Here is a 22031-nt window from a genome sequence, read left to right as displayed (position 1 = left end):
CGCACCATGCGCACACCCCCACGCCGCACCAGGACCGCCGCCTACGCCACCGCGGCGGCCCTGCTGCTCGGCCTCGCCGTCGCACCCGCCGCCCGGGCGGACGCCGAGCGGCCCCAGGCCGTCACCCTCGACGACCTGGCCCGCCAGAGCGGCCGCTACTTCGGCTCCGCCGTCGACAACCCCGAGCTCGACGACACCCCGTACGCGAACCTGCTCGGCACCGAGTTCGGCTCCACCACCCCCGGCAACAGCATGAAGTGGGACGCCACCGAACCCCGGCGCGGCGTCTTCAACTTCACCGGGGGCGACGAGATCGTCAACTACGCCCAGGCCAACGGACTTTCGGTGCGCGGCCACACCCTGCTGTGGCACAGCCAGCTGCCGGGCTGGCTGACCTCCCGCACCTGGACCGCCGACGAACTCCGCTCGATCCTCAAGAACCACATCACCCAGGTGGTCACGCACTACAAAGGCAAGGTCTTCGCCTGGGACGTCGCCAACGAGATCATGAACGAGGACGGCACGTACCGCCAGAGCATCTTCTACAAGACCCTCGGCCCCGGCTACGTCGCTGACGCCCTGCGCTGGGCCCGCGCCGCCGACCCGAACGTCAAGCTCTACCTCAACGACTACAACGTCGAGGCGACCGGCGCCAAGTCGGACGCGTACTACCGGCTCGTCAAGCAGCTCAAGGCCGCCGGCGTCCCGATCGACGGCTTCGGCATGCAGGCCCATCTGGCGCTGCAGTACGGCTTCCCCAACCAGATGGGGCAGAACATCCAGCGCTTCGCCGACCTCGGCCTCGACGTCGCCCTCACCGAGCTCGACATACGTATGCCCCTGCCGTCCGACACGGCCAAGCTCGCCCGGCAGGCCGAGTTCTACGGGCGGGTCACCGACGCGTGTCTGGCCGTGCGGCGGTGCGTCGGCATCACCCTGTGGGGCTACTCCGACCGGCACTCCTGGATTCCGCCGGTCTTCCCGGGCGAGGGCGCGGCCCTGCCCTGGAACGGAAACCTGCGGCGCAAACCGGCGTACGACGCGATCGCGAAGTCACTCGCGGCCGCGGCCCGCGAGACGAAGGGCTGAGCGGCATGCGCGGGTGAGGCGAGCCGGTGCGGGGCAGCGTGGCGGGCAGCGCCCGCCCGTCGCGCCCGGGGAGTCGATGCCGATGAAGTCGAGGCTCCGGCAGATGTGTTGATGGCCGCTGAGGCAGGCCGGGCAGGTGCCGTCCCAGCGCAGCGGCATCACGGTGACCCGGTCACCGTGATGCCAGCCTTCCACACCCGGGCCGACGCGTACGACGCGGCCGGACATCTCGTGACCCAGGACGGCGGGGGTGTGGACCCGGGCGTCCATGTCACCGTGGAAGATGTGTAGATCGGTGCCGCAGATGCCGACGTAGGCGGGGGTCAGTTCCACCTCTCCGGGTCCGGGGCGGCACCGTGGGTGCGGGAGCCGTGTCCAGGGTGCGGGCGGCGGTGTATCGGACGGCGAGTGTCATCGTGTCGCCAGGGTCCTTTCAGCGCGGGCGCCGAGGGGAGGCGGCAGATCGGTGTAGGCATGGATGTCGGCGGTGCGGCCGTCCGGCGGCATTTCGGCAGGGGCGGCCCAGCGGTCCTGCGCGTCAGACACGGGAGGTCCAGACGGGCCCGTCGGGGTAGGCGTACTCCTTGAGGGGCTCGGGGTGCATCTGCGCGCTCAGTCCCGGCGGGGTCGGCGCGAGGTAGTGGCCGTCGGCGATGCGTACCGGGTCGACGAAGTGCTCGTGCAGGTGGTCGACGTACTCGATGACGCGGTCCTCGGTCGTGCCGGAGACGGCGACGTAGTCGAACATCGACAGGTGCTGGACCATCTCGCACAGGCCCACGCCGCCGGCGTGCGGGCAGACCGGCACGCCGAACTTCGCGGCGAGCAGCAGGATCGCGATGTTCTCGTTGACGCCGCCGACCCGCGCGGAGTCGATCTGCACGACGTCGACCGCGCCGGCCTGCAGAAGCTGCTTGAAGACGACCCGGTTGGCGATGTGCTCGCCGGTGGCGACCTTGATGGGGCGGACGGCCTCGCGGACGGCGGCGTGGCCGAGGATGTCGTCGGGCGAGGTGGGTTCCTCGATCCAGTACGGGTCGTACGGCGCCAGGGCGTGCATCCAGTCGATCGCGGCCTGGACGTCCCAGCGCTGGTTGGCGTCCACGGCGATGCGGATGCCGTCGCCGACGGTCTCGCGGGCGGTGCGCATGCGCCGCACGTCGTCCTCCAGGTCCGCGCCGACCTTGAGCTTGATCTGGGTGAAGCCGTCGACGACGGCCTCGTGGGCGAGGCGGGCCAGCTTCTCGTCGGAGTAGCCGAGCCAGCCGGGGGTGGTGGTGTAAGCGGGGTAACCCCGGTCGAGGAGGCGGCCGATGCGCTGTGCGCGGCCGGGCTCGGCCCGTTGGAGGATCTCCGTCGCCTCCTCGGGGGTGAGGGCGTCACTGAGCCAGCGGAAGTCGACCTGGGCGACCAGATCCTCGGGCGACATCTCGCCGAGGAAGCGCCACACGGGCTTGCCGGCTCGCTTGGCGGCCAGGTCCCAGGCGGCGTCGACGACCGCGCCGGTGGCCATGTGGATGACCCCCTTCTCCGGTCCCAGCCAGCGCAGTTGGGGGTCGTGCACAAGAGAACGGGCGAACGCGCCGAGGTCACCGCAGACGTCCTCGACCGCGAGGCCCACCACGTGCGGGGCGAGGGCCGCGATGGCGGCGGCCTGGACGTCGTTGCCGCGGCCGGTGGTGAAGGCCAGTGCACAGCCCTCGAGTCCGTCGTCGGCGTCGGTGCGCAGGACGACGTAGGCGGCGGAGTAGTCGGGCTCGGGGTTCATCGCGTCCGAGCCGTCCAGGTGCTCGGACGTCGGGAAACGCACGTCCAGGACGTCCAGGGCGACGATGCGGGCAGGAGCGTGGGGCGCCGGGGAGGCGGGCAGGGCGGCCGACATGGCGGCAACTCCAGTGAGGGCAGGGGCGATTCAGCCCCGGCCCGTAGTCTCAGCACAGAGTATTGATGGGATGTATGCATAGAGTCGAAGTGGCACGCCGTCCAGCCCTTCGTTCACCTAGCCACAACTTCCCAGTTCATGGCGGACCGTAAATCAAGAGCGGGAGCCTTGGGAGAGCGATACATCCCATCACTGCATGGTGATCAACATGCCGCGCCACCTCCGAAGGAGATCCAGACCGCACCCGCCCATTGACACCGCCCCGAACCCCTCAATACGGTCTCGCCAACATTTCGAACGCATGACGAAATATCGAACACGAGAGTCCCGTGACCCGCCCCTCGCCGCTCGGCTCCCGCCTGCCCTGCCCGCCGCACCGCCCAGCAGGGTCCCGTCAACTTTCCAGCAGGAGGCACACATGGACATGAGTAGACGTACCGTCATAGCCGGGGCCACGGCGGCGGGGGTCGCCGCCGCGACCGCCGGCACCGCGCGTGCCACGGGAGGCGCGATGCCGACGAGGTCACTCTTCGGCAAGCTCGCCGACGGCACCGAGGTGTACCGCTGGTCGCTGGCGAACGGCGGCACCCGCATGAAGGTGCTCTCCTACGGCGGCATCGTGCAGTACCTGGGGATCCGTGACCGCCACGGCCGGTACGCCGGCGTCTCCCTGGGCTTCGAGCGCCTCGCGGACTACGTCGCCGACAGCCCGTACTTCGGCGCCCTGATCGGCCGGTTCGGCAACCGCGTCGACAAGGGCCGGTTCACGCTCGACGGCAAGGCACACCAACTCGACGTCAACGACGGCGAGAACAGCCTGCACGGCGGCACCAAGGGCTTCGACAAGCATGTGTGGGACGTCGAGCCGTTCACCACGGGCTCGGACGTCGGCCTGCGTCTCCACTACACCTCCGCCGACGGCGAGATGGGCTACCCGGGCACGCTGAGGGTGAAGGTGACGTACACCCTCACCCGGCACGGCGACTGGCGCATCGACTACGCGGCCACCACCGACAAGCCCACCGTCGTCAACCTCACCAGCCATGTGTACTGGAATCTCGCCGGTGAGGGCAGCGGCACGATCGAGAACCACGAGCTGCGGATCGACGGGTCCCGCTACACGCCCGTGGACTCGGGGCTGATCCCCACCGGTGAACTGGCCCCCGTCGCGGGCACCCCGTTCGACTTCCGCCGCACGAAGCCGATCGGCGAGGACCTGCGGGAGGCGCACCCACAGCTGCTCCACGGCCAGGGCATCGACCACAACTGGGTCCTCGACAAGGGAACTTCAGCGCGCCCGGAGTGGATTGCCGCGCTGCGGGACCCGGCCTCCGGGCGCACTCTGCGGATCGCGACCACGGAGCCGGGGCTGCAGTTCTACTCCGGCAACTTCCTCGACGGCACGCTCGTCGGCCCGTCCGGCCGCGTCTACCGGCAGGGCGACGCACTGTGCCTGGAGGCACAGCACTTCCCGGACTCGCCGAACCAGCCGTCGTTCCCGTCGACGGTGTTGCGGCCGGGACAGACCTACCGGTCGACGACGGTCCACTCTTTCAACCGCTAAGAACCCATGCTTAAACCCTTATTGATCTCGTACACGCGCCACGATGGAGGGTTCAATCCCCACGAGCGCTCCGTTCGCAGTGGCCTGACAGTGCTCCGGCCTGGCAAGGGGTGGGTGTGGTGCCCGATTCCGAGATGGTCGGCAGCGTCAGCGCGGATCGGTACGAGCAGATCGTGGAGCGGTTACGCGAGGCCGCCGAGAGGAGGCGCTGGTCGCCCTCTCCGACGGCGTCGAGCGCGACTTCCGCATCGTCGAAGGCATCGACTGACCGAGGTCATCCCTCCGTCACGGGCAGGCACTCGGCGAGCAGGTCGACGACGTCGCGCCAGGCTCGCTGCGCGTGCTGCGGGTGGTAGCCGACGCCGGGGACCGTGGGGTGGTCGACCGGCGGATGGTGGAAGGCATGCAAGGCGCCGCCGTAGACCGCGAGGCGCCAGTCGACGCCCGCGGCCTGCATCTCAGCGGTGAACGCGTTCCGTTGCGCGGGCGGCATGATCGGGTCTTCCGACCCGACCCCGGCCCACACCGGGCAGCGAATGCGCGCCGCCTCGCCCGGTCGGCCCGTGGTAGTTGCGTTGACTGTCGCGATCGCGCGCAGGTTGACGCCGTCGCGCCCGAGTTCCAGCCCGACGGCGCCCCCGGTGCCGTAGCCGACGGCGGCGATCCGGTCGGAATCGGTCCGCGGTTCGGCGCGCAACACGTCGAGCGCCGCATGGCCGATGCCCCGCATCCGGTCGGGATCAGAGAGCAGTGGCATGCAACGGGCCAGCATCTCCTCGGGGTCGCTCAAATAGCGCCCACCGTGGAGGTCGAAGGCCAGCGCTATGTATCCCAGCTCGGCGAGAGCATCGGCCCGGCGGCGCTCGACGTCGCTGAGCCCCGTGCCCTCTGGTCCGAGCAGCACCGCGGGCCGGCGGTCGACACCGGCCGGGAGCGCGAGGTGCCCGATCATCGTCAGACCGTCGGCCGGGTACTCGACCGTACGCGTCGTAATCGTCGTCATGAGACTGGACTGTAGTGATCGTCGAGCCCGGTCCGGCCGCTGTTCTGCCGCTGGCAGAGCAGCGCGGACATCCCCCTGAAATACGACGAGGGCTCACAAGAACCGTCACAAACCTCGTCCCGGCACGCACGCTCGCCGCACGTCGCCCCCGGGCGGTAGCGGGGCTCAAGGGCTGACGCCGGGGAACGCCCAGGGCGGACCGCCGTTGTCCGCGAAGAACTGCGCGATCGTCGCGATTGCCGCGGCCTGCGCGAGGACCCAGGCGAACTGGATGGACAGGTAGCGCGTTTGGTACACCACGGGCAGCAGGCTCAGGCTGCCGCGCCCGGGCAGAAGCTCGCTGCGGAACGTCTCCAAGTCCATCCGGACGCCGGTCAGGGTCAGGATGAGCAGCATGGACGCCGCGGCGAAGGCGAGGGCCGTCTGTTCCTCCCCCAGGCTCCAGTTGCCGAGGGCGAAAAGGCCGATCGGCATGGCGTAGGCGGCGGCGAGCGCGAGGGCTTTGGCCGGGCCGCGCCGACCGGGCAGTTCCTGCCACAGCGCGCCCAGGAGGAATCCGGCCGCCGCGTACCCGACCTGCCACAGCACGAACTGGGTGACCACGTCCGGCAGTCCGAGCCGGTCGTACAAGGTGTTGGTCAGGGCGTCGCCGCGGAGTTGCTTGTCCCAGACCAGGACGCCGCTGAACGCCAGGGCGACCGGCTGGGTGAAGCGGGCCGCCCGAACCCCGTTCTCCCACCAGGTGTCGCAGGGTCCCAGCGCCAGGGCGGCATCCACCACGGAGACGTCGCGGGGCAGCCGGTCGGGGCTCCCTGTCGACGCGCGCCAGCGATGCAGTCGGCGCAGCCGGGTCTCCATGTCGCGGCGTGCCGCCGCGCCCTCGTCGGTCTGTCCCGAGGCCGCGCCTCGCAGCCCGGCGTGCAATTCTCGGTAGCGGCGGGCCCGGTCCAGCAGCCGGGCGCGGTGCGTGGCGGACAGCGTCGTGGCGAGCGGCTCCCCTGACACGCTCAACGGCCGGGCGGGGACCACTCGGCGCCCCGTAAGGCGCAGGATGCCCGCGAGCGCGAAGAAGTTGAGGAAGAACCACGACCACGCGACGACTTCACTGCCCGTGTACACGCCGATGTCCATCGCGGCCATGACCGGGAACAGCAGCAGGAGCAGCAACCGGTCCACGGCCTTGGGGCCGCGCCGCGCCAGGGTGGTGGCCCGCGCGGCCCTCACTGCCCGGCTGCGCAGCACGGCCAGGATGGCCAGACCGCTGAGCACCCACCACATCCCGAACCACCACCACTGGGAAGTTTCGGTGAACCACAGCAGGCTGCTGCGCAGCTCCGCCTGGTGCCAGGCACCGTAGCCCCCCGTCGGATCCAAGCGTGGGGAGAGCCAGCTGGCGCGGTTCCAGTCCCGCTCGGCGGTCGCGGCGTAGCAGATGCCGATGATTGCGACGACCGCGCCGACCCCGGCCATCAGCAGCCAGGTACGGGGGCGTTGGTGTCGCGGCCGCCACAGGCCGCCGTCCACGGCCACACGACGCACCGCGAGCGCGCCGCCCAGCAGCGGCAGGGCGAACGAGCAGACAGCGGCGCCCCACACGACGCCCACAGTCAAGTACCCGGGGCCGGACGGCTGCACGAACCGTTCCGGGTCGAGCCCCACCACCCCGGGCAGCAGGACGGGCACTGCGGCGCCCACACCGAGCACGGCACCGAGCAGGGCCACGGCGCGGGGCGGCCGGGCGAAGCGCAGCAGCAGCGCTCCGGCCACGGCGGAGGTCAGCCAGGCGTAGGGGGCGTACGCCGCACTGCGCGCCCAGTCCGGTGTGTTCTCGAAGGCACCGACCGCAGCGAGGTACACGTCGCGGCCCTGGACGGTGAGCGCGACGCCGAGCAGGGTCAGGCTCCAGTTCCGCAGGTTGCTGACGGCCTTGCTCTCGACGGGATCCGGCACCCCGTGCCGGGGCAGCACGATCAGCGCGCACCACACCGCCACGACGACGGCGATCGGCCAGAGCGGGCCGCCCACGGCGCTGTACACCGCGTACGGCGGTGAGTCGTCCAGGGCCGAGAAGGAGCGGGGCCAGGCGGGCTCGATCCTGACCTCGACCGATGGGGCTCCATGGGCGCGGGTGGGCCGCCACACCAGCGCCCCGCCGTCCTCCTTCGTGGTGGCACGGGGCGCGGCCGAGCGGGCGCCGGGGCGGCCGGGGTCCACGGTGACTTCGTGCCACCGCGCCTGGTTCAAGCTCTCGGGCGGGGCCAACCGGACGTCCCAGCGGGCCTTGCTCACCTCCACGGTCCAGGGCCCGACCCGGACGGTGCCGCGCTGAGCGACCCAGGCGTGGGCGGACAGGCGGACCTCCAACCACCTCTTGCGGGACGACTCCTGACCGGAGGGGGCGGTCGCGGGGGTCACTGCGGGGTCCTTGGCCCGCCACTCCTCCCAGCGGGTTTCCACGCCGTCGTGGTCTCCCCTGGCCAGGCAGCGCATGGCCCGCCGGTACCTGTCGGATCCGGTGCTGAGGAGCAGGTGGGCAGCCGGCTTCCAGGACATGGGAACCGTGAGCGTCATGGTGGCGGAGGCCTTGGCGTAGGTGCGGTCCTCATGGTCGATGCGCAGCTGTGCCGCGACGGTCGCCGTTAGCAGTCCGCGAGCGTCGCAGGAGTCATCGGACGTGGTCGACGACACCACTGCGTACGCCTCCGTCACCACGGAGCCAGAGAGGAGCCCGACCAAGAGCACGGCGAAGAGTCCCCTCAAGCACCACGCCATGCGAACCCCCGACACCGTCTCGCCAGACCTCCGCACAGCGTGGCGGTGCACGCCCCGCCCAGCCATACGTCAGGAGGGCTCGAACATGGGCCGAACGGCGGGCAGGCCGCACGCCCTGGCTTGATGGCCGCCGGGCTTGAGTACGGTCGACCCACAGCGCATCGCCGTGCGCGCGCCCGACACGATCGAGATGCCGGTCGCACCGGTGAGAACTGTGTGAACCCCCGTCGATCGCGCGGAGCGCGGGCGCAGCGGCGGTCGGTGCGCAGGCGGGGGTTCAAAAGACGGGCTCTAAGGGTGCAGCAAGAGCTCCTCCACCCCGGCGGCGGCCTCCCGTACGGTGAAGGGCCGCCGCGTTCCCTCGGCCCGTACCCGTACGCCGTCCCCCTCGCGCACCGCGCGGAAGACCGCCGCGGGTTCCCCGTCGGGCCCCGGCACCGTGCACGCGCCCTCCCCCAGATCCGCGCCGGTCAGCAGCGTGAGCGCGTCGAGCCAGTCGCCGTCCGGGCGCTTGTCGTCCGCTCCCCAGGGCAGCAGCGCGCCGGGGCGTACGTACAGCGGCAGGCTGTCGAAGCCGTGCACCTCGTGGCGCCAGCAGGGGCCCTCGACGGTCTCGCCGGTGAGCAGGTGGGTCCAGGTGCCGGCGGGCAGGTAGAACTCGACCTCGCCCTCGGCGCTGAACACCGGAGCGACGAGGAGGTCGGGCCCGAGCATGTACTGGCGGTCGAGGCCGCGGCAGGCCGCGTCGCCGGGGAACTCCAGGAGCATCGGGCGCATCACCGGTACGCCGGTGCGGTGGGCCTCGGCCGCGACCCCGTAGAGATAGGGCATGAGGCGGTGCTTGAGGCGGGTGAACTTCCGTGTCACGTCCACCGCTTCGTCCCCGAAGGCCCAGGGCACGCGGTACGAGACATTGCCGTGCAGCCGGCTGTGCGAGGACAGCAGGCCGAAGGCCAGCCAGCGCTTGAACACCGCGGGGTCGGGGGTGCCCTCGAAGCCGCCGATGTCATGGCTCCAGAAGCCGAAGCGAGGTGAGTTCCAGCCTGGCCGAGGAACTGGCGAACGCCCTGGCCGCCGTGCTCAAGGGCGACTTCTTCCACGACTCGCTGATGAGCGCCCACTATCCACGCCGCGACGTCTACAACGCGGACGCCGCCCACACCCTGCCCGCCGTCCTCATCGAGGGCCTCGTCCAGTCCACACCCGACCACCGCCTGCTGCTGCTCGCCGCCGCGCCTTGCGCCCACGGGCGAACTGCGGGGTATGCGGACCCGGTTCGGGGCGCGCCTGGACCTGGCTTGGGACGGCGGGCACGCGACCGTGGCCCTCTCCCCGACGCGCACTCGCCGCGTCGACCGGCGGTCACCGGGAGACGGGCCCCGTGCTGGCCCTGACCGTCAGTTCCGGCGCGAGCAGTCGTACGCCGCCCTCGCCGCCGGCCTGCAGTTTGGCCATGACCCGCTCGACGGCCTGGCGGCCCATCTCCTCGGCGGGGATGGACACCGAGCTGAGCCGGACGGACGCCTGCAGCGCGACCTGGTCGGGGCAGATCGCGAGCACCGAGACGTCCTCGGGAACAGCGCGGCCCTGCTGGCGCAGCAGAGCCAGCAGCGGCTCGACGGCCGACTCGTTCTGCACGACGAAGCCCGTGGTGGCGGGGCGCTCGTCGAAGATCCGGGCGAGCGTCGCGGCCATCGCGTCATAGCCTCCGACGCTGGGCCGGTGCAGAAGGCGTACGTCCAGATCGCGGGCGCGGGTGCGCAGTCCGTCCAGGGTGCGCTCCGCGAAGCCGGTGTGGCGCTCGTAGACGGCGGGGTCCTCGCCTATGACGGCGATGTCACGGTGGCCGAGTCCGGCGAGGTGCTCGACGCACAGTGCGCCCGCGGCCGTGAAGTCCAGGTCCACACAGGTCAGTTGGTCCGTGTCGGCGGGCAGTCCGATGAGGACCGAGGGGCGGTCGCCCGCGCGCAGCAGCGGCAGGCGCTCGTCGTCGAGCTCCACATCCATGACGATCATGGCGTCGGCCAGACCGCTCCCGGTGACGCGGCGTACGGCGGGAGCGCCTTCTTCGCCGGTCAGGAGCAGCACGTCATAGCCGTGGGCGCGCGCCGTGGTCGCGACGGCGATCGCGATCTCCATCATCACGGGGACGTACATATCGGTACGCAGCGGCACCATCAGGGCGATCACGTTGGATTTGCTGCTGGCGAGCGCGCGGGCGCCGGCGTTGGGGTGGTAGCCGAGCTCGCGGATGCTGCGTTCCACTCGCTCCTTGGTGCCGAGCGAGATGGAGCGCTTGCCGCTGAGGACGTAGCTCACCGTGCTGGCCGAGACTCCGGCGTGCTGGGCGACCTCGGCGAGGGTGACCATGCGGCGGCTCCTGAGCTTGCAGGCGGTGCGTCGTTCGCTGCGAAACGCCAGTTGGGGTGCTCGGACGCACCGACCCTACGGGGCACCCTCCGAGCGTGTCCACAATGTTTTCGAAGCGCTTCAACCATTCTCCCCGCCGACTTCACTTACGGGAAGACGTTCCGTAGGAGCTCCTGATACCGGATCGAGAATGAGCGCCCGGCCCGTCGATGCGATTCATGCCTGCCATTGCCGTTGCGGGCTGCCAATTACCCAGCGGGGAAAGGCAGTACGCGGCAAATACCCTTGTCCCCACGAAACCTGTCCGTTAGCTTGCGCTAGGAGGCGAAGCGCTTCGACAATTGCCTGGTCCAGGGCCCCGACGGCTCCTGGTGGATGGTGCTGCTCGGCGTCCGGCCGGGCGGCGGCACGCCGGGCTGGCACGTGCTCGGCCGGGAGACCTTCCTGGCCCCTGTGACCTGGGTGGACGACTGGCCGGTCGTCGGCGAGGTCGCCCTGGACCTGCCCGATCCCGTGGCCGCTCTCCCCCGGCCCGGTCGAGCAGCACCGGGACGACTTCGAGCTCGCCGAACTGCGGCCGTCCTGGATCTCCGTGCGCGATCGGCCCGCGGAACACTGCACCACCAAGGAGCGCCCCGGATGGCTGACGCTCCACGCACGCGGCGGCTCCCTGGACGAGCCCGACGTGGTGTTCACCGGACGGCGCCAGCAGCATCTGTCGTGCCGGGCGCGCACTCTGGTCGACGCCGCGGAGGGAGGCGGTGGCCTCGCCGTCCGGCTCGACGAGCGGCACCACTACGAAATCGAGGTGTCCGGCACGCGGGTGCGGGTGGTCGCGCGCGTCGGCTCGCTGCGCACGGTCGTGGCCGCACGGTCCGTGCCCGCCGGACCGGTGGTCCTCGCCGTCACGACGCGACCGCCCACACCCCACGGGCCGTGCACCGGACCCGATGTCGTCTCCCTCGGCATCGAGGAGCCGGACGGCACGTTCACCGAGCTCGCGACCCTCGACGGCCGCTACCTGTCGACCGAGGTCGCCGGCGGCTTCACCGGCCGGGTCATCGGCGTGTACGCCGCGACAGGCACCGTCCACTTCGACTGGTTCGACTACGAGCCCCTCGACCGCTGAACCCACCGTCCGAAAGGCACGACCGACCGTAAGGGACACCGCATGACGGACATACGACAACCCGCACACCGCCGCGGCCGCGGCCCCGGACGCCTGGCCGGCCTGCTGATGGCGCTGCTCGTCGTCCTGGGACTGTCCGGCAGCACCGCGCTCGCCGCACCCGACGGTACGGCGCAGCAGGCACAATCCACGGTCAGAGTCCCGGCGCGCGCCATGGACGCCGTCGCGGCGATGCAGCCGAGCTGGAACCTGGGCAACACCCTGGACGCGATTCCGGACGAGACGTCCTGGGGCAACCCCAAGGCCACCAGGTAGCTGTTCCAGACCGTCCGGGGGCAGGGCTTCCGGAGCGTGCGCATCCCTGTGACCTGGCATGACCACATGTCTGCCGCCGCGCCCTACACCGTCGACGCCGCGTACATGAGCCGCGTCAAGCAGGTCGTCGACTGGGCACAGGCCGAGGGCCTCTACGTCGTGCTCAACGTCCACCACGACTCATGGCAGTGGATCTCGAAGATCTCCACCGACCACGACAACGTACTCGCCCGTTTCAACGCCCTGTGGACCCAGATCTCCGCGACGTTCCGGGACGAGCCGCGCACCCTGCTCCTCGAAGGCGTCAACGAACCGACCTTCGACGACGCCACGGCCGCGCAGAAGACCCGGTTCATGAACGAGCTGAACACCTCGTTCCACAGAATCGTCCGGGCTTCGGGCGGTGGGAACAAGGACCGCCTGCTCATCCTGACCACGCAGGTCGGCACTCCCTCCCAGGACCTCATGGACGACCTGTACACCACGATCAGCGGGCTGCGCGACACCAACGTCGTCGCCACCGTGCACTACTACAGCTGGTTCCCGTTCAGCGTGAACATCGCCGGCGGCACCCGGTACGGCGACGACGCCCGCAACGACCTGGACGACGCCTTCGCCCGCATGCACGACACCTTCGTCGCCAAGGGCATCCCCGTCTACCTCGGCGAGTACGGCCTGCTCTCCTATCCCGACGACAACCACCCCTCCCGCATCGAGCGGGGCGAGGCGCTGAAGTACTACGAGCACGTCGGACACGCGGCACGCGCCGCCCGTGTCACCACCGCGCTGTGGGACCCCGGCTTCGCCTACCTGAACCGGGACACCCTCAAGTGGCGCGACCCCGCGCTCTTCGCCTGGATCAAGTCGAGCTGGACCACCCGCTCGGGAACCGCCTCCTTCGACAAGGTCTTCGTGGCCAAGTCGAGCCCGATCACGGCCAAGTCGCTCACCCTGAACCGCAACGGCACCCAGTTCCGGGGCCTGTGGCACGGAGACACCAAGCTGGCCGAGGGCCGGGACTACACCGTCTTCAAGGACCGGCTCACCCTCACGGCACCGGCCCTGACCCGGCTGACCGGCGCTCACGCCACAGGCACGGCCGAGAAGTTCGCCCTTCCCACGAAGCACCAAGGTGACCAGTTGGCGACCATGGAGGCCACGTACGCCGACGGCACCAACGCAGGCCCGGCCGACTGGACTCCGTACCAGGAGTTCAACGTGGCCTTCTCCCCGGACTACCCGAAGGGCACGATCATCCTGACCACCGCATTCCTCAAGTCACTGCGCGACGGCGAACCGGCGACGCTGACTTTCCACTTCCACAGCGGCGCCAAAGTGAAGTACAAGGTCACGAAGTCCGCAGGCTCGGTCTCCGGCACGGCTGTCAAGGAATCCTGACCTACCCGGCCGGTGCCCTGATCGCCACCTCCCAGGCGATCAGGGCACCGGCACCTCAGTACACGGACACGACAGGGGCCGAGGGGCCATAGCGCGAACACTTGTGCTCACCTGTGTTCAGCGAGGAGCGGTATCGCCGGGAGGCTCTGCCCCCAGGAGGGCGAGCAGCCCGGGGAATCTCTTCTCGATGTCCGCGCGTCGCAGGCGGATGCCCTTGCGGTTGCCGTAGTCGATCTCGTCAACGAGACCTGCCTCGCGCAGGACGCGGAAGTGGTGGGTCTGGGTCTGCTTCGAGATCGGAAGATCGAACGAGTTGCAGCCCCGCTCGTTGTCGCTGCGGTCGGCGGCCAACTGCGTCAACACCGAACGACGGTGCTCGTCGGCGAGGGCGCGAAACACCGCACCCAGATCGAGCGCATCGGCCTCCGGGCCGACCAGGTTCTTCCCGGTCACGCGGCACCCCCTTCAGGTACGACTTGAATCGTACCTGAAGGCCGTGCTCCACTGAGGTACGAAATCTTTCGTACCTGGGTCCGAGTGCGCTGCCCCGTGCCGCCGCGCCCTGAGACCCTGCCCCGGCACTCGCCGGGGACCTGGTCATCGACACTCCGAGAGGTCATCGTCATGAAGAAGCCCGAGGTGCTGATAGTCGGAGCCGGAATCGCAGGGCCCGCACTCGCGTACTGGCTCTCCCGGAACGGCTACCGGCCGACGGTCGTCGAACATGCCCGGCAGCTGCGCTCCGGTGGCAGCGCGATCGTCGTGAAGGGGCCCGCGATCCCGGTCGCCGACCGCATGGGCATACTCCCGCAGCTCCGCGGGCTCGCCACCCGCAATCGGTCACTGACCCTGCTCGACCCCGGCGGCAGGCGAATCCTGCGACTCCCGCTCACCTCGGACGAGGCGCCGACGGTCGAGGTGACCCGAGCCGACCTGTCCGAGGTGCTCCACCGGTCGGCGCAGACCGAGGCCGAGTTCTTGTTCGACGACACGGTCACCGCTCTCGACCAGGACGGAGGTGGGGTCGACGTCACCTTCCGGCGGTCCGCGCCACGGCGCTTCGACTTGGTGGTCGGTGCCGACGGGATGCACTCCACCGTACGGCGCCTGGTATTCGGACCCGAGCGGCAGTTCGCGGGCGACCTGGGCCTGTACGGCGCGACCGTGCCGCTGGAACCCGACGCCATCGAGGACCCGAGCGAGATGACGATGCTGACCGTGCCGAACCGGATGCTGGTCGTCCACCCCTCGCGGACCACTCCGCTCGCGATCTTCACCTTCCGGGCCGCACAGCCGGCGCCCCACGACCGCAAGAACATCGCCCTTCACAAGCAGACCGTGGCCGACGCCTACGCCGATGTGCGGTGGCGGGCACCGGAACTCGTGGCGGCGTTCCTCGACCACCCGGCTCCGTTCTTCGACCCCCTGACCACCATCCGGGTGCCCTCGTGGTCCCGCGGACGGGTCGTACTGCTCGGGGACGCGGCGGCGGCGACAGCCCTGCTGGGTGACGGGTCCAGCATGGCGATGGCGGGCGCGTACGCCCTCGCGGAAGAGCTCGCCGCCCATCCCGGTGATCACGCCCGCGCCTTCGCCGCCTACGAGTCGCGGCTCCGCCGTGAGGTAGGTCCGCGCCAGCGACGCGTCGGTCTGCTCTCCAGGCTCATGGTGCCCCGCACCCGGCCGGGCCTCGCGGTGCGCAACGCGCTGGGCCGCGCGGTCGGTCGCACGAACCGGATCGCCTCTCGCGAAGCCGCGAACCGGTAGACCGAGTCCGCACCGACCGGTCACGGTCGGTGCGCAGCTCCGCGGCAGCTCTCAGCCGGGTCGGCGCCGCCATGTCCGACGAGCCTGGCTCGGCGTCGGCTGGGCGGCTGCGTCACCAAGCGGTAGACCTGCTCACGCGACAGGGTGAATCGTGGGGGTGCTACCACGTCCCTGGCCGAGGACGTGGTCCTCTCCGGCGACGAGATCGATCGGCTCCGCGACGCCGGAGAGGAGTCCGGGACCCGGGCCAAAGGGTGTCAGCCCTTGATGGCTCCGGTGAGCATGCCCTTCTTGAAGTGCCGCTGGACGAAGGGGGAGGCGACCGCGACGGGGATCAGCGCGAGGACCATGACGGCCATCTGCAGCCCCAGCGAGGAGAGTTGACCGGTGCGGACCGCCTGCTGGAGGCCGGTGGGTGCCTCGGTGTTCTTCTGGACCAGTTGGATGAGCACGTTCTGCAACGGCATCATCTCCTGGTCGGTGAGGTAGATGGAGGCGTTGAACCAGGCGCTCCAGTACCCGACCGCGTAGAACAGCGAGATGACGGCAAGGACCGCGCGCGACAGCGGCATGATGATGGTCAGCAGGATGCGCAGGTCACTGGCCCCGTCGATGCGGGCGGACTCGGTGAGTTCGGGCGAGATGCCCATGAAGAAGGCCCGCAGGACGAGGATGTTGAAGACGCTGACCGCGCTCGGCAGGACCAGCGACAGATAGGTGTCGGTGAGGCCGAGCGACTGCACCAGAAGGTACGTCGGAATGAGCCCGGCCCCGAAGACACCGCCATCGAGAACAGCTTGCCGAAGAGCGTGACACCGACCGACACCATGATCGCCCTGCTGACCTGGTTATCTTCACCGTGATCTTTCCAACAGCCACGTCAGCCACATGCATGCTGAACTGGCCGGATCATCGGTATCCAAAGGGGTGTTCGGCATCACAGGCACGTTTGTCACGTCGTTTCGTGCAGAGCGGGCGACTCTGGCCCAGGACAAGACAGGGTGGGTGATCGTAGGAGCTGATGACTACGCCCTCCACCGCGAAGGCTCGCTGTTTCTCGCAGGGCTGCGAGACGCCGGCCGGGCCTACAACACGGAGAGGACGTACGCCGGGCGGGCGGCGCTGTACCTGTCGTACTGCACCTTCCACCGCCTGGAATGGGCCCAGATCACCGTGTGGCAGCTTGCGCGCTTCCTGCACTGGCTGGTGGAAGAGCCGCTGCCGTCGAGGGCCCGCGGCGGGGGCGGGCCGGAGCGGTTCCGCGACGAGAACACCGCGAACGCCATCGTGGGCACGGTCTGCGAGTTCCTGAGCTTCGGCGTACGCATGCAGTGGGTCGATCCCGAACTCGCCGAGCAGCTGACCGAGCCCCGCTATCTGCGGTATCTGCCGAAGGGCTTCAACCCGGGAGAGAACGACCAGCACCGCACGATCCGCTCGCGAATACTCAAGCTCCGGGGCGTCGACTCGGGGATCGAGTGGCTGACGGTCGAGCAGATCACCCGCCTCATCGATGCGACCCGGCACGCGCGGGACCGCTTCCTGGTGCTCCTGCTGTGGTGCACCGGCATGAGGATCGGCGAGGCGCTCGGGCTGCGCCGTGAGGACATGCATCTACTGGCCGACTCGCAGGCCTTCGGCTGCCAGGTCAAGGGCCCCCATGTGCACGTACGGCGCCGTTTGAACAGCAACGGCGCGTGGGCGAAGTCGCGGAAGCCGCGCGCCGTCCCAGTGACTGCCGAGCTCGGCATCTGCTACGCCGACTACCTCCACGAGCGCATGGCGGTCCCGCAGGCCGACTTCACCGAGCAGGCGCTGGTGAACCTCTTCCGGGAGCCGCTCGGAGCGGCGATGACGTACTCCGGGGTCAAGGGGCTGTTCGACCGGCTCGCTCGGCGGGCGGACCTGACTGCCCGGCCCCACATGATCCGTCACAGTGCCGCCACCGAGTGGATTCGCCAGGGCACCGACCGGTCGGTGGTCTCCGACCTCCTCGGGCACATGTCCGAGTCGTCCATGGCCCCGTACGTGCATGTCGACGAGGGAAGCCGACGGGCCGCGGTCGAGCGCGCGGACGCCTGGCGCCGGAAGATGGCGCGATGAGCCTCGAGATGACGGCCGCCATAGCCGAGGTCGGCGTCGTAACGCTGCCCGTAGACCGCGCAGGGTGGATGGCCTGGCTGATCGAGAACACTGAGTCAGACTGGCGGCCGGATGAATGGGACGCGGTGAACTGGTTGTTCACCGGGGATCCGGACAAGGTCGAGACCGCGATATGGCGATGCAACAGCGCCGGCTGCCACGTCGCAGTCCGCGCGACACGGCACCTGTGCCGGTCCTGTTACGAGCAGTTCCTTGAAAGCGGTCTGAGCCGCGAGGAGTTCGCCAAGGTCGGCCGCCGGGCCCTGGTTCGTTCCCTGCCCGGGGAACGGCCGCCGTGCTCGGTCGAGCGTGACGGCGTGCGCTGCGCCCTGGAGGCCCAGTCGCGGGGCGCGTGCACCCCGCACTATGTGAAATGGCGCTACCACCGGAACAGTGGAAAGACGGCCCTGGCGCTGGAGGCGTGGCTTCAGGCCGAGGCCGAGCCGCTCCCACCGGGCGCACCGTGCCTGGTCGGGGCCTGCTCCGGCAGCGCCCATGGCCGGGTGCTGCTGTGCACGTACCACCGTGATCGCTGGCGCCGTCACCGGAACGCGACGGGTATGAAGGGGTCGATTCACGACGGTCTGGAGGAGTGGGCCGCCGTACAGCCGCCGTGGCTGACCGGCTTCCAGTTCTCGCTCGTCGCCCTGCCCGAAGTGCTGCGCCACGAACTCCGCTTCGCCCTGGCGGAACGTGACCAGCAGCGCCCGACCCTCAGCCCGGTCGCCATGCGGCTGATGGTCCGGGGACTCGAAGGAGTTACGTCCATCGCCGAGCTCACCGACAAGAGGCTCGGTGACCTCGGATACCTCGATCGCAACTGCGAGGCCCACTGGAACGACGTCGTACGACTCATACGCGGAGCCTTCGACCGCTTCCGCGGCGTCGACCCGCTGGACCGGCCGGTCTGGGAACTCGGCGACCTCGGGCTGCGCTCACGCACACGATCCGGTGTTCGCGTGCACTCACGCCGTCTGGACGTCACGCAGATCCGACAGGAGTGGCTGCGCCGCCTGCTCGCCGACTGGGTCAAGGAGGCCACCCCCGACAACAACGACTTCCGGCGCACCTTCGAGGGCTGCCTGTCGGCATCACGGGCTCTGTCCGCGCGCCCCGGCGGCGGGCACGATCCCGGCGCGCTGAAGGTCACGGACATGGACGCGGTCGTCGCCGCGATCCGCGACCGAAAGCGCCAGGACGGTACCGCCACCCTCGCCTACGCATCCCGCGCTGAACTTCTCTCACACTTCTGCCAACTGCTCGACTTCGGACGGCGCCTTCAGATCCTCGACCATGTCGCCTCCGTGTTCGCCCGCCACCCGCACCACAAGATCCCCTATGAGGACCCCGCCGAGGACATGGCAGGCAAGGCCATCCCGGAGTGCGTCGTAGCCCAGCTCGACGCGCAAATTCACCTGATCGGCGACGACTTTGCCTACGGCGACATGGCGCCCGATGTGGTCAAGGCCATGCTGCGCACCGTCTACATCCTGCTGCGTGACACCGGCCGCCGTCCGTGGGAAGTGCGCTGGCTGCGGATGGACTGCCTCGAAGCGCAGGACAGCGAGTACATCTTGATATGGGACAACCACAAGGCCCGCCGCAATCGACGCCGCCTGGAGATCGGCAGGGAGACGGCCTTCGCCATCCAGGAGTGGCTGGCGATCCGCCGGACCCTGAAGGTCTCCGCCCGATCGAGGACCTTCCTGTTCCCCACCGCACGCCACGGATACGACGCGTGCATCGATGCCGACACTGTCGCCAAGATGCTCCGGCGCTGGGTCGACGGGCTGCCGGAACTGCTCACCGACACTGTGGACAAGGACGGTGACCTGCTGCCGTTCGACCGCAGCCGGATCTTCGCCTACGCCTTCCGCCACACCTACGCCCAGCGGCACGCGGACGCCGGCACCGAACTGAACACTCTGCGCGACCTCATGGATCATAAATCAGCAGATACCACCATGGGTTACTTCAAAGTCTCGCTGGAGAAGCGCCGCAAGGCCGTCGAGACGATGCGCCAGCACGTCGTCGACCGGTCCGGCAATCCAGCGCCGACACCGTCCGCGACCGCGTACGAGGCCCGCTCGGTCGCCGTGCCGTTCGGGAACTGCACCGAGCCGTCCAACGTGAAGGCTGGCGGGGGCCGTTGCCCGATCCGGTTTCAGTGCTCCGGGTGCGCCTTCTATCGCCCCGACCCTTCCTTCCTTCCCGCGGTCGAGGATCACATCCGGGCCCTCAAAGCCGACCGTGAGATGGCCATGGCACTGGGGACCGCAAAGTTCGTCGTGCGCAACCTCAGCGACCAGATCGACTCCTTCCAAAGCGTCGTCACCAGCCTCCGCCAGCAGATCGAGCTGATGCCGGACGATGATCGCCGCCACCTCGAAGAGGCCTCCGCCGTCCTGCGCAAGGTCCGTGCCGCGGCTTCCACGCCTGTCCTGCCCGTCCCCTCCATCCCCGCCCGGAGAAGCACTGATGAGTGAACCCCGCACCCCCGCCCAGGTGCTGCGCGAGGCGCGGCAGAAGGACTCACGCGACAAACGTGCCCGTGTTCTGTCTGTTGTCGACCAGCTGATCGCAGACGGCGAACCGGTCACCTTCACCGGGGTCGCTCGCGCCGCGAATGTCTCGCACTGGCTCGTCTACGCCGACGGCATGCGCGAGCACATCGAGGCCGCCCGGCACCGTCAGGGACGCGCCGCAGCCGGGAGTGCCCGCGCGGGCGCCAGGGAGCCGGCGGGATGGAAGCTGGAGAAGCAGCTCCTCCGGGATGACAACCGACGCCTGCGCGAAGAAGTCGAACGGCTCAAGGGCGCCGTCCGCCGCCACCTCGGCCAGCAGCTCGACCAGTTCGGCGCCGCCGACCTCGGCACCCGCGTCGATGAGCTCACCGCGGAGAACCAGCGTCTGCAGGTTGAGCGTGACAACGCCCTGACTCAGGTCAAGCAACTGAACGAGCAGCTTAGCGAGACCCAGGACGATCTCGTGGGCGCCCGGGAAAGTCTGCGTCACATGATTCGGGCCGAGAACCGGTGACCTTCGATTATGCACAGGAACTCTCGACGGCCACTTGGTAAATGGTCACGCTGTAATAGCTCGGTCAGTTCGTCTCGACCGTGGTGAGAGCTCGCAGTATTTCATTCAGGGCTTGCTCCCTGGAGAGAAGGCACTCGTAGCACCCCCTTTTATGCACGAGCGGAATGAACTGCTCGTCCGTGTCCAGTGTTTTCTGCTGCCAGGACTCGGGGCTGTTCGGACGCGCGTCAACGACAGCGGCTTCGCGTCGTAGCACAGGTTGGAATAGTTCCTTGAGGCGTGTGGTGGTGAGGACGCCGTGCTCTCGCCTGCTCTCCAGATTTCCGACTTCGACAGCCAGGACCTGCTCGGAGGCAAACGGGTTTCGCTCCCCGCCCGGACCGGGGAAGAAGAAATGCGCGTATCCAATGGCGGCCGGAGAGGCGAAGGGGAGGGTGGGAATGCCGCCTTCAGTGCCAGCTATGGCTTGGTCCCATTGACGACTCACAGCCAGGGCCCGCTCGTACGACCTGCGCAGAGCCGGGCGGGAAAGCAATCGGTCCAGAAGTGCAGCCGGCGTAGCCCAACCCTGAAAAGTGCCCGCACCGGAATCGCCGACGGTCGCCAAGAAGACTATCGCCTTGGGTCGTTCAAGCCGCACGGCGCCGGCACAGAGCACCAAGAGCCTTGTCTCCCACCATGCCCTACCGTCCTCCAGGTCAACAACCGCCACGTCGCTTCGTGCCGCTTCTTGCAGAGTGTCCAGGATCGCTGCGGTACTGCTGTCGTTCAATGGAACTCCGGGAGCAAGGCCCATGCGTGGTGAGACTGCGATTTCTCGAGCCTGACGCTCCGCAGCCGGGAACTGGACGCGAATACCGAATGCCTCAACCTCTCCGCCATCGGCCAGGCTTCCGAAGAGAACAAGCAATACCGGCAGAATCGCAAGTAAGAAGATCCCGATCAGGATCTTCCCCTCATTTCTTTCGCTCGGCCAGTCCATACTCGCGCGCATCACGCCGAGCAGTATCAGCAAGCCGATCAGTACCACCGGCACTGCGAGTAGTGCCGAGCGCGCGCTGCCGGGCCAGAAGGGCCCCGCTGATCGGTCCATGCTGGACACTGTGCTGCGACAGCTCAGCGTGGTCAATGGTCGGGCAGCCGGAAACCTCGGAGTGTGCCTTGCTTGGAAGGGAACACGGACCGATCTCAACGACCACACTCGGCTCCCATGGCTAGTGAAAGCGTAGGCGAGCGTGCGCCTGGACCTCTGATTGTTCACAAGGATGCAAAAACATGTGGCGCCAGTGGGGCGCAGGCGCTGCGTTTGCACCAGGTAGTCTCGAGCGATTCGCCCTCAGGTGTAGGCGAAAATTGATCTGCCCGCGCATACGCCGAACGTCGCATTGTCCTGGCTCCGGCTCCCGGCCACACTGCGGGAACGTAGGAACTCGACGTGGCCGTCATGGGGGGAGGGCGCGGTATGGCTGTGAACAGATTGATCATGCGTGCCCGGTCACCGCAGACCGGCTGCGAGACCGGCCTGGAGCGCACTCCCTCCCTCACGGTCCACGGTCCTGGC

General features: G+C 69.1%; 12 protein-coding genes and 7 pseudogenes. 10 read left to right on the top strand and 9 right to left on the bottom strand.

Annotated elements, in window-relative coordinates; all coding sequences use genetic code 11:
* Positions 1-6 precede the first annotated feature (6 nt).
* A complete protein-coding gene (locus tag IEY91_RS30485; protein ID WP_189176423.1) occupies positions 7-1089 on the top strand; it encodes an endo-1,4-beta-xylanase in 1083 nt (360 codons plus the stop codon).
* A 60-nt stretch (positions 1090-1149) separates the two neighbouring features.
* On the opposite strand, the pseudogene IEY91_RS30480 reads toward IEY91_RS30485, so the two are convergent.
* Positions 1150-1504: pseudogene (locus tag IEY91_RS30480) on the bottom strand (alcohol dehydrogenase catalytic domain-containing protein); the annotation flags it as partial.
* Positions 1505-1627: 123 nt separating this feature from the next.
* Positions 1628-2971, bottom strand: coding sequence for an enolase C-terminal domain-like protein (locus IEY91_RS30475; protein ID WP_189176422.1), 1344 nt, complete (start codon positions 2969-2971; stop codon positions 1628-1630).
* A 418-nt stretch (positions 2972-3389) separates the two neighbouring features.
* On the opposite strand from IEY91_RS30475, the gene IEY91_RS30470 reads away from it, so the two are divergent.
* Together IEY91_RS30470 and IEY91_RS42770 are read left to right on the top strand one after the other, a co-directional pair.
* Positions 3390-4535 carry an aldose epimerase family protein gene (locus IEY91_RS30470; protein ID WP_189176421.1) on the top strand — a complete coding sequence of 382 codons (1146 nt, stop codon included), beginning with the start codon at positions 3390-3392 and terminating at the stop codon, positions 4533-4535.
* A gap of 146 nt (positions 4536-4681) precedes the next feature.
* Positions 4682-4803 (top strand): annotated as a pseudogene (locus tag IEY91_RS42770) (DUF1330 domain-containing protein); the annotation flags it as partial.
* Between the two features lie 6 nt (positions 4804-4809).
* Here the strand turns inward: IEY91_RS42770 and IEY91_RS30465 are convergent.
* The 3 genes and pseudogenes from IEY91_RS30465 to IEY91_RS30455 form a co-directional block, all read right to left on the bottom strand.
* Positions 4810-5538 carry a dienelactone hydrolase family protein gene (locus IEY91_RS30465; RefSeq protein ID WP_189176420.1) on the bottom strand — a complete coding sequence of 243 codons (729 nt, stop codon included), beginning with the start codon at positions 5536-5538 and terminating at the stop codon, positions 4810-4812.
* 165 nt (positions 5539-5703) lie between these two features.
* Positions 5704-8280: a DUF6185 family protein gene (locus IEY91_RS30460; RefSeq protein WP_189176419.1), complete on the bottom strand. Its 2577-nt coding sequence runs from the start codon at positions 8278-8280 to the stop codon at positions 5704-5706.
* Between the two features lie 321 nt (positions 8281-8601).
* Positions 8602-9336 (bottom strand): annotated as a pseudogene (locus tag IEY91_RS30455) (glycoside hydrolase family 31 family protein); the annotation flags it as partial.
* On the opposite strand from IEY91_RS30455, the pseudogene IEY91_RS30450 reads away from it, so the two are divergent.
* Positions 9318-9687 (top strand): annotated as a pseudogene (locus IEY91_RS30450) (glycosyl hydrolase family 95 catalytic domain-containing protein); the annotation flags it as partial. The pseudogenes IEY91_RS30455 and IEY91_RS30450 sit on opposite strands and share 19 nt — an antisense overlap.
* Here IEY91_RS30450 and IEY91_RS30445 read toward each other — a convergent pair.
* Positions 9673-10680 carry a LacI family DNA-binding transcriptional regulator gene (locus IEY91_RS30445; protein WP_189176417.1) on the bottom strand — a complete coding sequence of 336 codons (1008 nt, stop codon included), beginning with the start codon at positions 10678-10680 and terminating at the stop codon, positions 9673-9675. The pseudogene IEY91_RS30450 and the gene IEY91_RS30445 sit on opposite strands and share 15 nt — an antisense overlap.
* A gap of 345 nt (positions 10681-11025) precedes the next feature.
* Between IEY91_RS30445 and IEY91_RS30440 the strand changes: the two are divergent.
* Positions 11026-11809, top strand: a pseudogene (locus IEY91_RS30440) (beta-xylosidase family glycoside hydrolase); the annotation flags it as partial.
* A gap of 42 nt (positions 11810-11851) precedes the next feature.
* Positions 11852-13522: pseudogene (locus IEY91_RS30435) on the top strand (cellulase family glycosylhydrolase).
* Between the two features lie 117 nt (positions 13523-13639).
* On the opposite strand, the gene IEY91_RS30430 reads toward IEY91_RS30435, so the two are convergent.
* Positions 13640-13975: an ArsR/SmtB family transcription factor gene (locus tag IEY91_RS30430; RefSeq protein WP_189176416.1), complete on the bottom strand. Its 336-nt coding sequence runs from the start codon at positions 13973-13975 to the stop codon at positions 13640-13642.
* 171 nt (positions 13976-14146) lie between these two features.
* On the opposite strand from IEY91_RS30430, the gene IEY91_RS30425 reads away from it, so the two are divergent.
* On the top strand, positions 14147-15289 hold the full coding sequence (locus IEY91_RS30425) for an FAD-dependent monooxygenase (protein ID WP_189176415.1): 1143 nt from the start codon (positions 14147-14149) through the stop codon (positions 15287-15289).
* Between the two features lie 257 nt (positions 15290-15546).
* Here the strand turns inward: IEY91_RS30425 and IEY91_RS30420 are convergent.
* Positions 15547-16136: pseudogene (locus IEY91_RS30420) on the bottom strand (carbohydrate ABC transporter permease); the annotation flags it as partial.
* A gap of 158 nt (positions 16137-16294) precedes the next feature.
* Between IEY91_RS30420 and IEY91_RS30415 the strand changes: the two are divergent.
* From IEY91_RS30415 to IEY91_RS30405, 3 genes are read left to right on the top strand one after another with little or no spacing between them, the layout of a single operon-like run.
* The gene (locus IEY91_RS30415; protein WP_229697316.1) at positions 16295-17392 is read left to right on the top strand and encodes a tyrosine-type recombinase/integrase; all 1098 of its coding nucleotides are present in this window, start codon (positions 16295-16297) and stop codon (positions 17390-17392) included.
* The gene (locus tag IEY91_RS30410) at positions 17389-19917 is read left to right on the top strand and encodes a tyrosine-type recombinase/integrase (protein ID WP_189176413.1); all 2529 of its coding nucleotides are present in this window, start codon (positions 17389-17391) and stop codon (positions 19915-19917) included. Before IEY91_RS30415 ends, IEY91_RS30410 begins: the two co-directional genes overlap by 4 nt.
* Positions 19910-20470, top strand: coding sequence for a DUF6262 family protein (locus IEY91_RS30405; RefSeq protein ID WP_189176412.1), 561 nt, complete (start codon positions 19910-19912; stop codon positions 20468-20470). The genes IEY91_RS30410 and IEY91_RS30405 overlap by 8 nt, the downstream gene beginning before the upstream one ends.
* 64 nt (positions 20471-20534) lie before the next feature.
* Here the strand turns inward: IEY91_RS30405 and IEY91_RS30400 are convergent, their stop codons facing one another.
* Positions 20535-21563 carry a hypothetical protein gene (locus IEY91_RS30400; protein ID WP_189176411.1) on the bottom strand — a complete coding sequence of 343 codons (1029 nt, stop codon included), beginning with the start codon at positions 21561-21563 and terminating at the stop codon, positions 20535-20537.
* Positions 21564-22031 lie beyond the last annotated feature (468 nt).

This window comes from Streptomyces lasiicapitis, assembly GCF_014646335.1.
Lineage (GTDB): Bacteria > Actinomycetota > Actinomycetes > Streptomycetales > Streptomycetaceae > Streptomyces > Streptomyces lasiicapitis.
This window is presented reverse-complemented; position numbering and strand designations above follow the sequence as displayed.

Excerpts from the sequence above, each read along its gene's own strand:
- IEY91_RS30485 (WP_189176423.1), top strand. The coding sequence starts at position 7 with ATGCGCACACCCCCACGCCGCACCAGGACCGCCGCCTACGCCACCGCG.
- IEY91_RS30475 (WP_189176422.1), bottom strand. The coding sequence starts at position 2,971 with ATGTCGGCCGCCCTGCCCGCCTCCCCGGCGCCCCACGCTCCTGCCCGC.
- IEY91_RS30470 (WP_189176421.1), top strand. The coding sequence starts at position 3,390 with ATGGACATGAGTAGACGTACCGTCATAGCCGGGGCCACGGCGGCGGGG.
- IEY91_RS30465 (WP_189176420.1), bottom strand. The coding sequence starts at position 5,538 with ATGACGACGATTACGACGCGTACGGTCGAGTACCCGGCCGACGGTCTG.
- IEY91_RS30445 (WP_189176417.1), bottom strand. The coding sequence starts at position 10,680 with ATGGTCACCCTCGCCGAGGTCGCCCAGCACGCCGGAGTCTCGGCCAGC.
- IEY91_RS30425 (WP_189176415.1), top strand. The coding sequence starts at position 14,147 with ATGAAGAAGCCCGAGGTGCTGATAGTCGGAGCCGGAATCGCAGGGCCC.
- IEY91_RS30410 (WP_189176413.1), top strand. The coding sequence starts at position 17,389 with ATGAGCCTCGAGATGACGGCCGCCATAGCCGAGGTCGGCGTCGTAACG.
- IEY91_RS30405 (WP_189176412.1), top strand. The coding sequence starts at position 19,910 with ATGAGTGAACCCCGCACCCCCGCCCAGGTGCTGCGCGAGGCGCGGCAG.
- IEY91_RS30400 (WP_189176411.1), bottom strand. The coding sequence starts at position 21,563 with ATGGACCGATCAGCGGGGCCCTTCTGGCCCGGCAGCGCGCGCTCGGCA.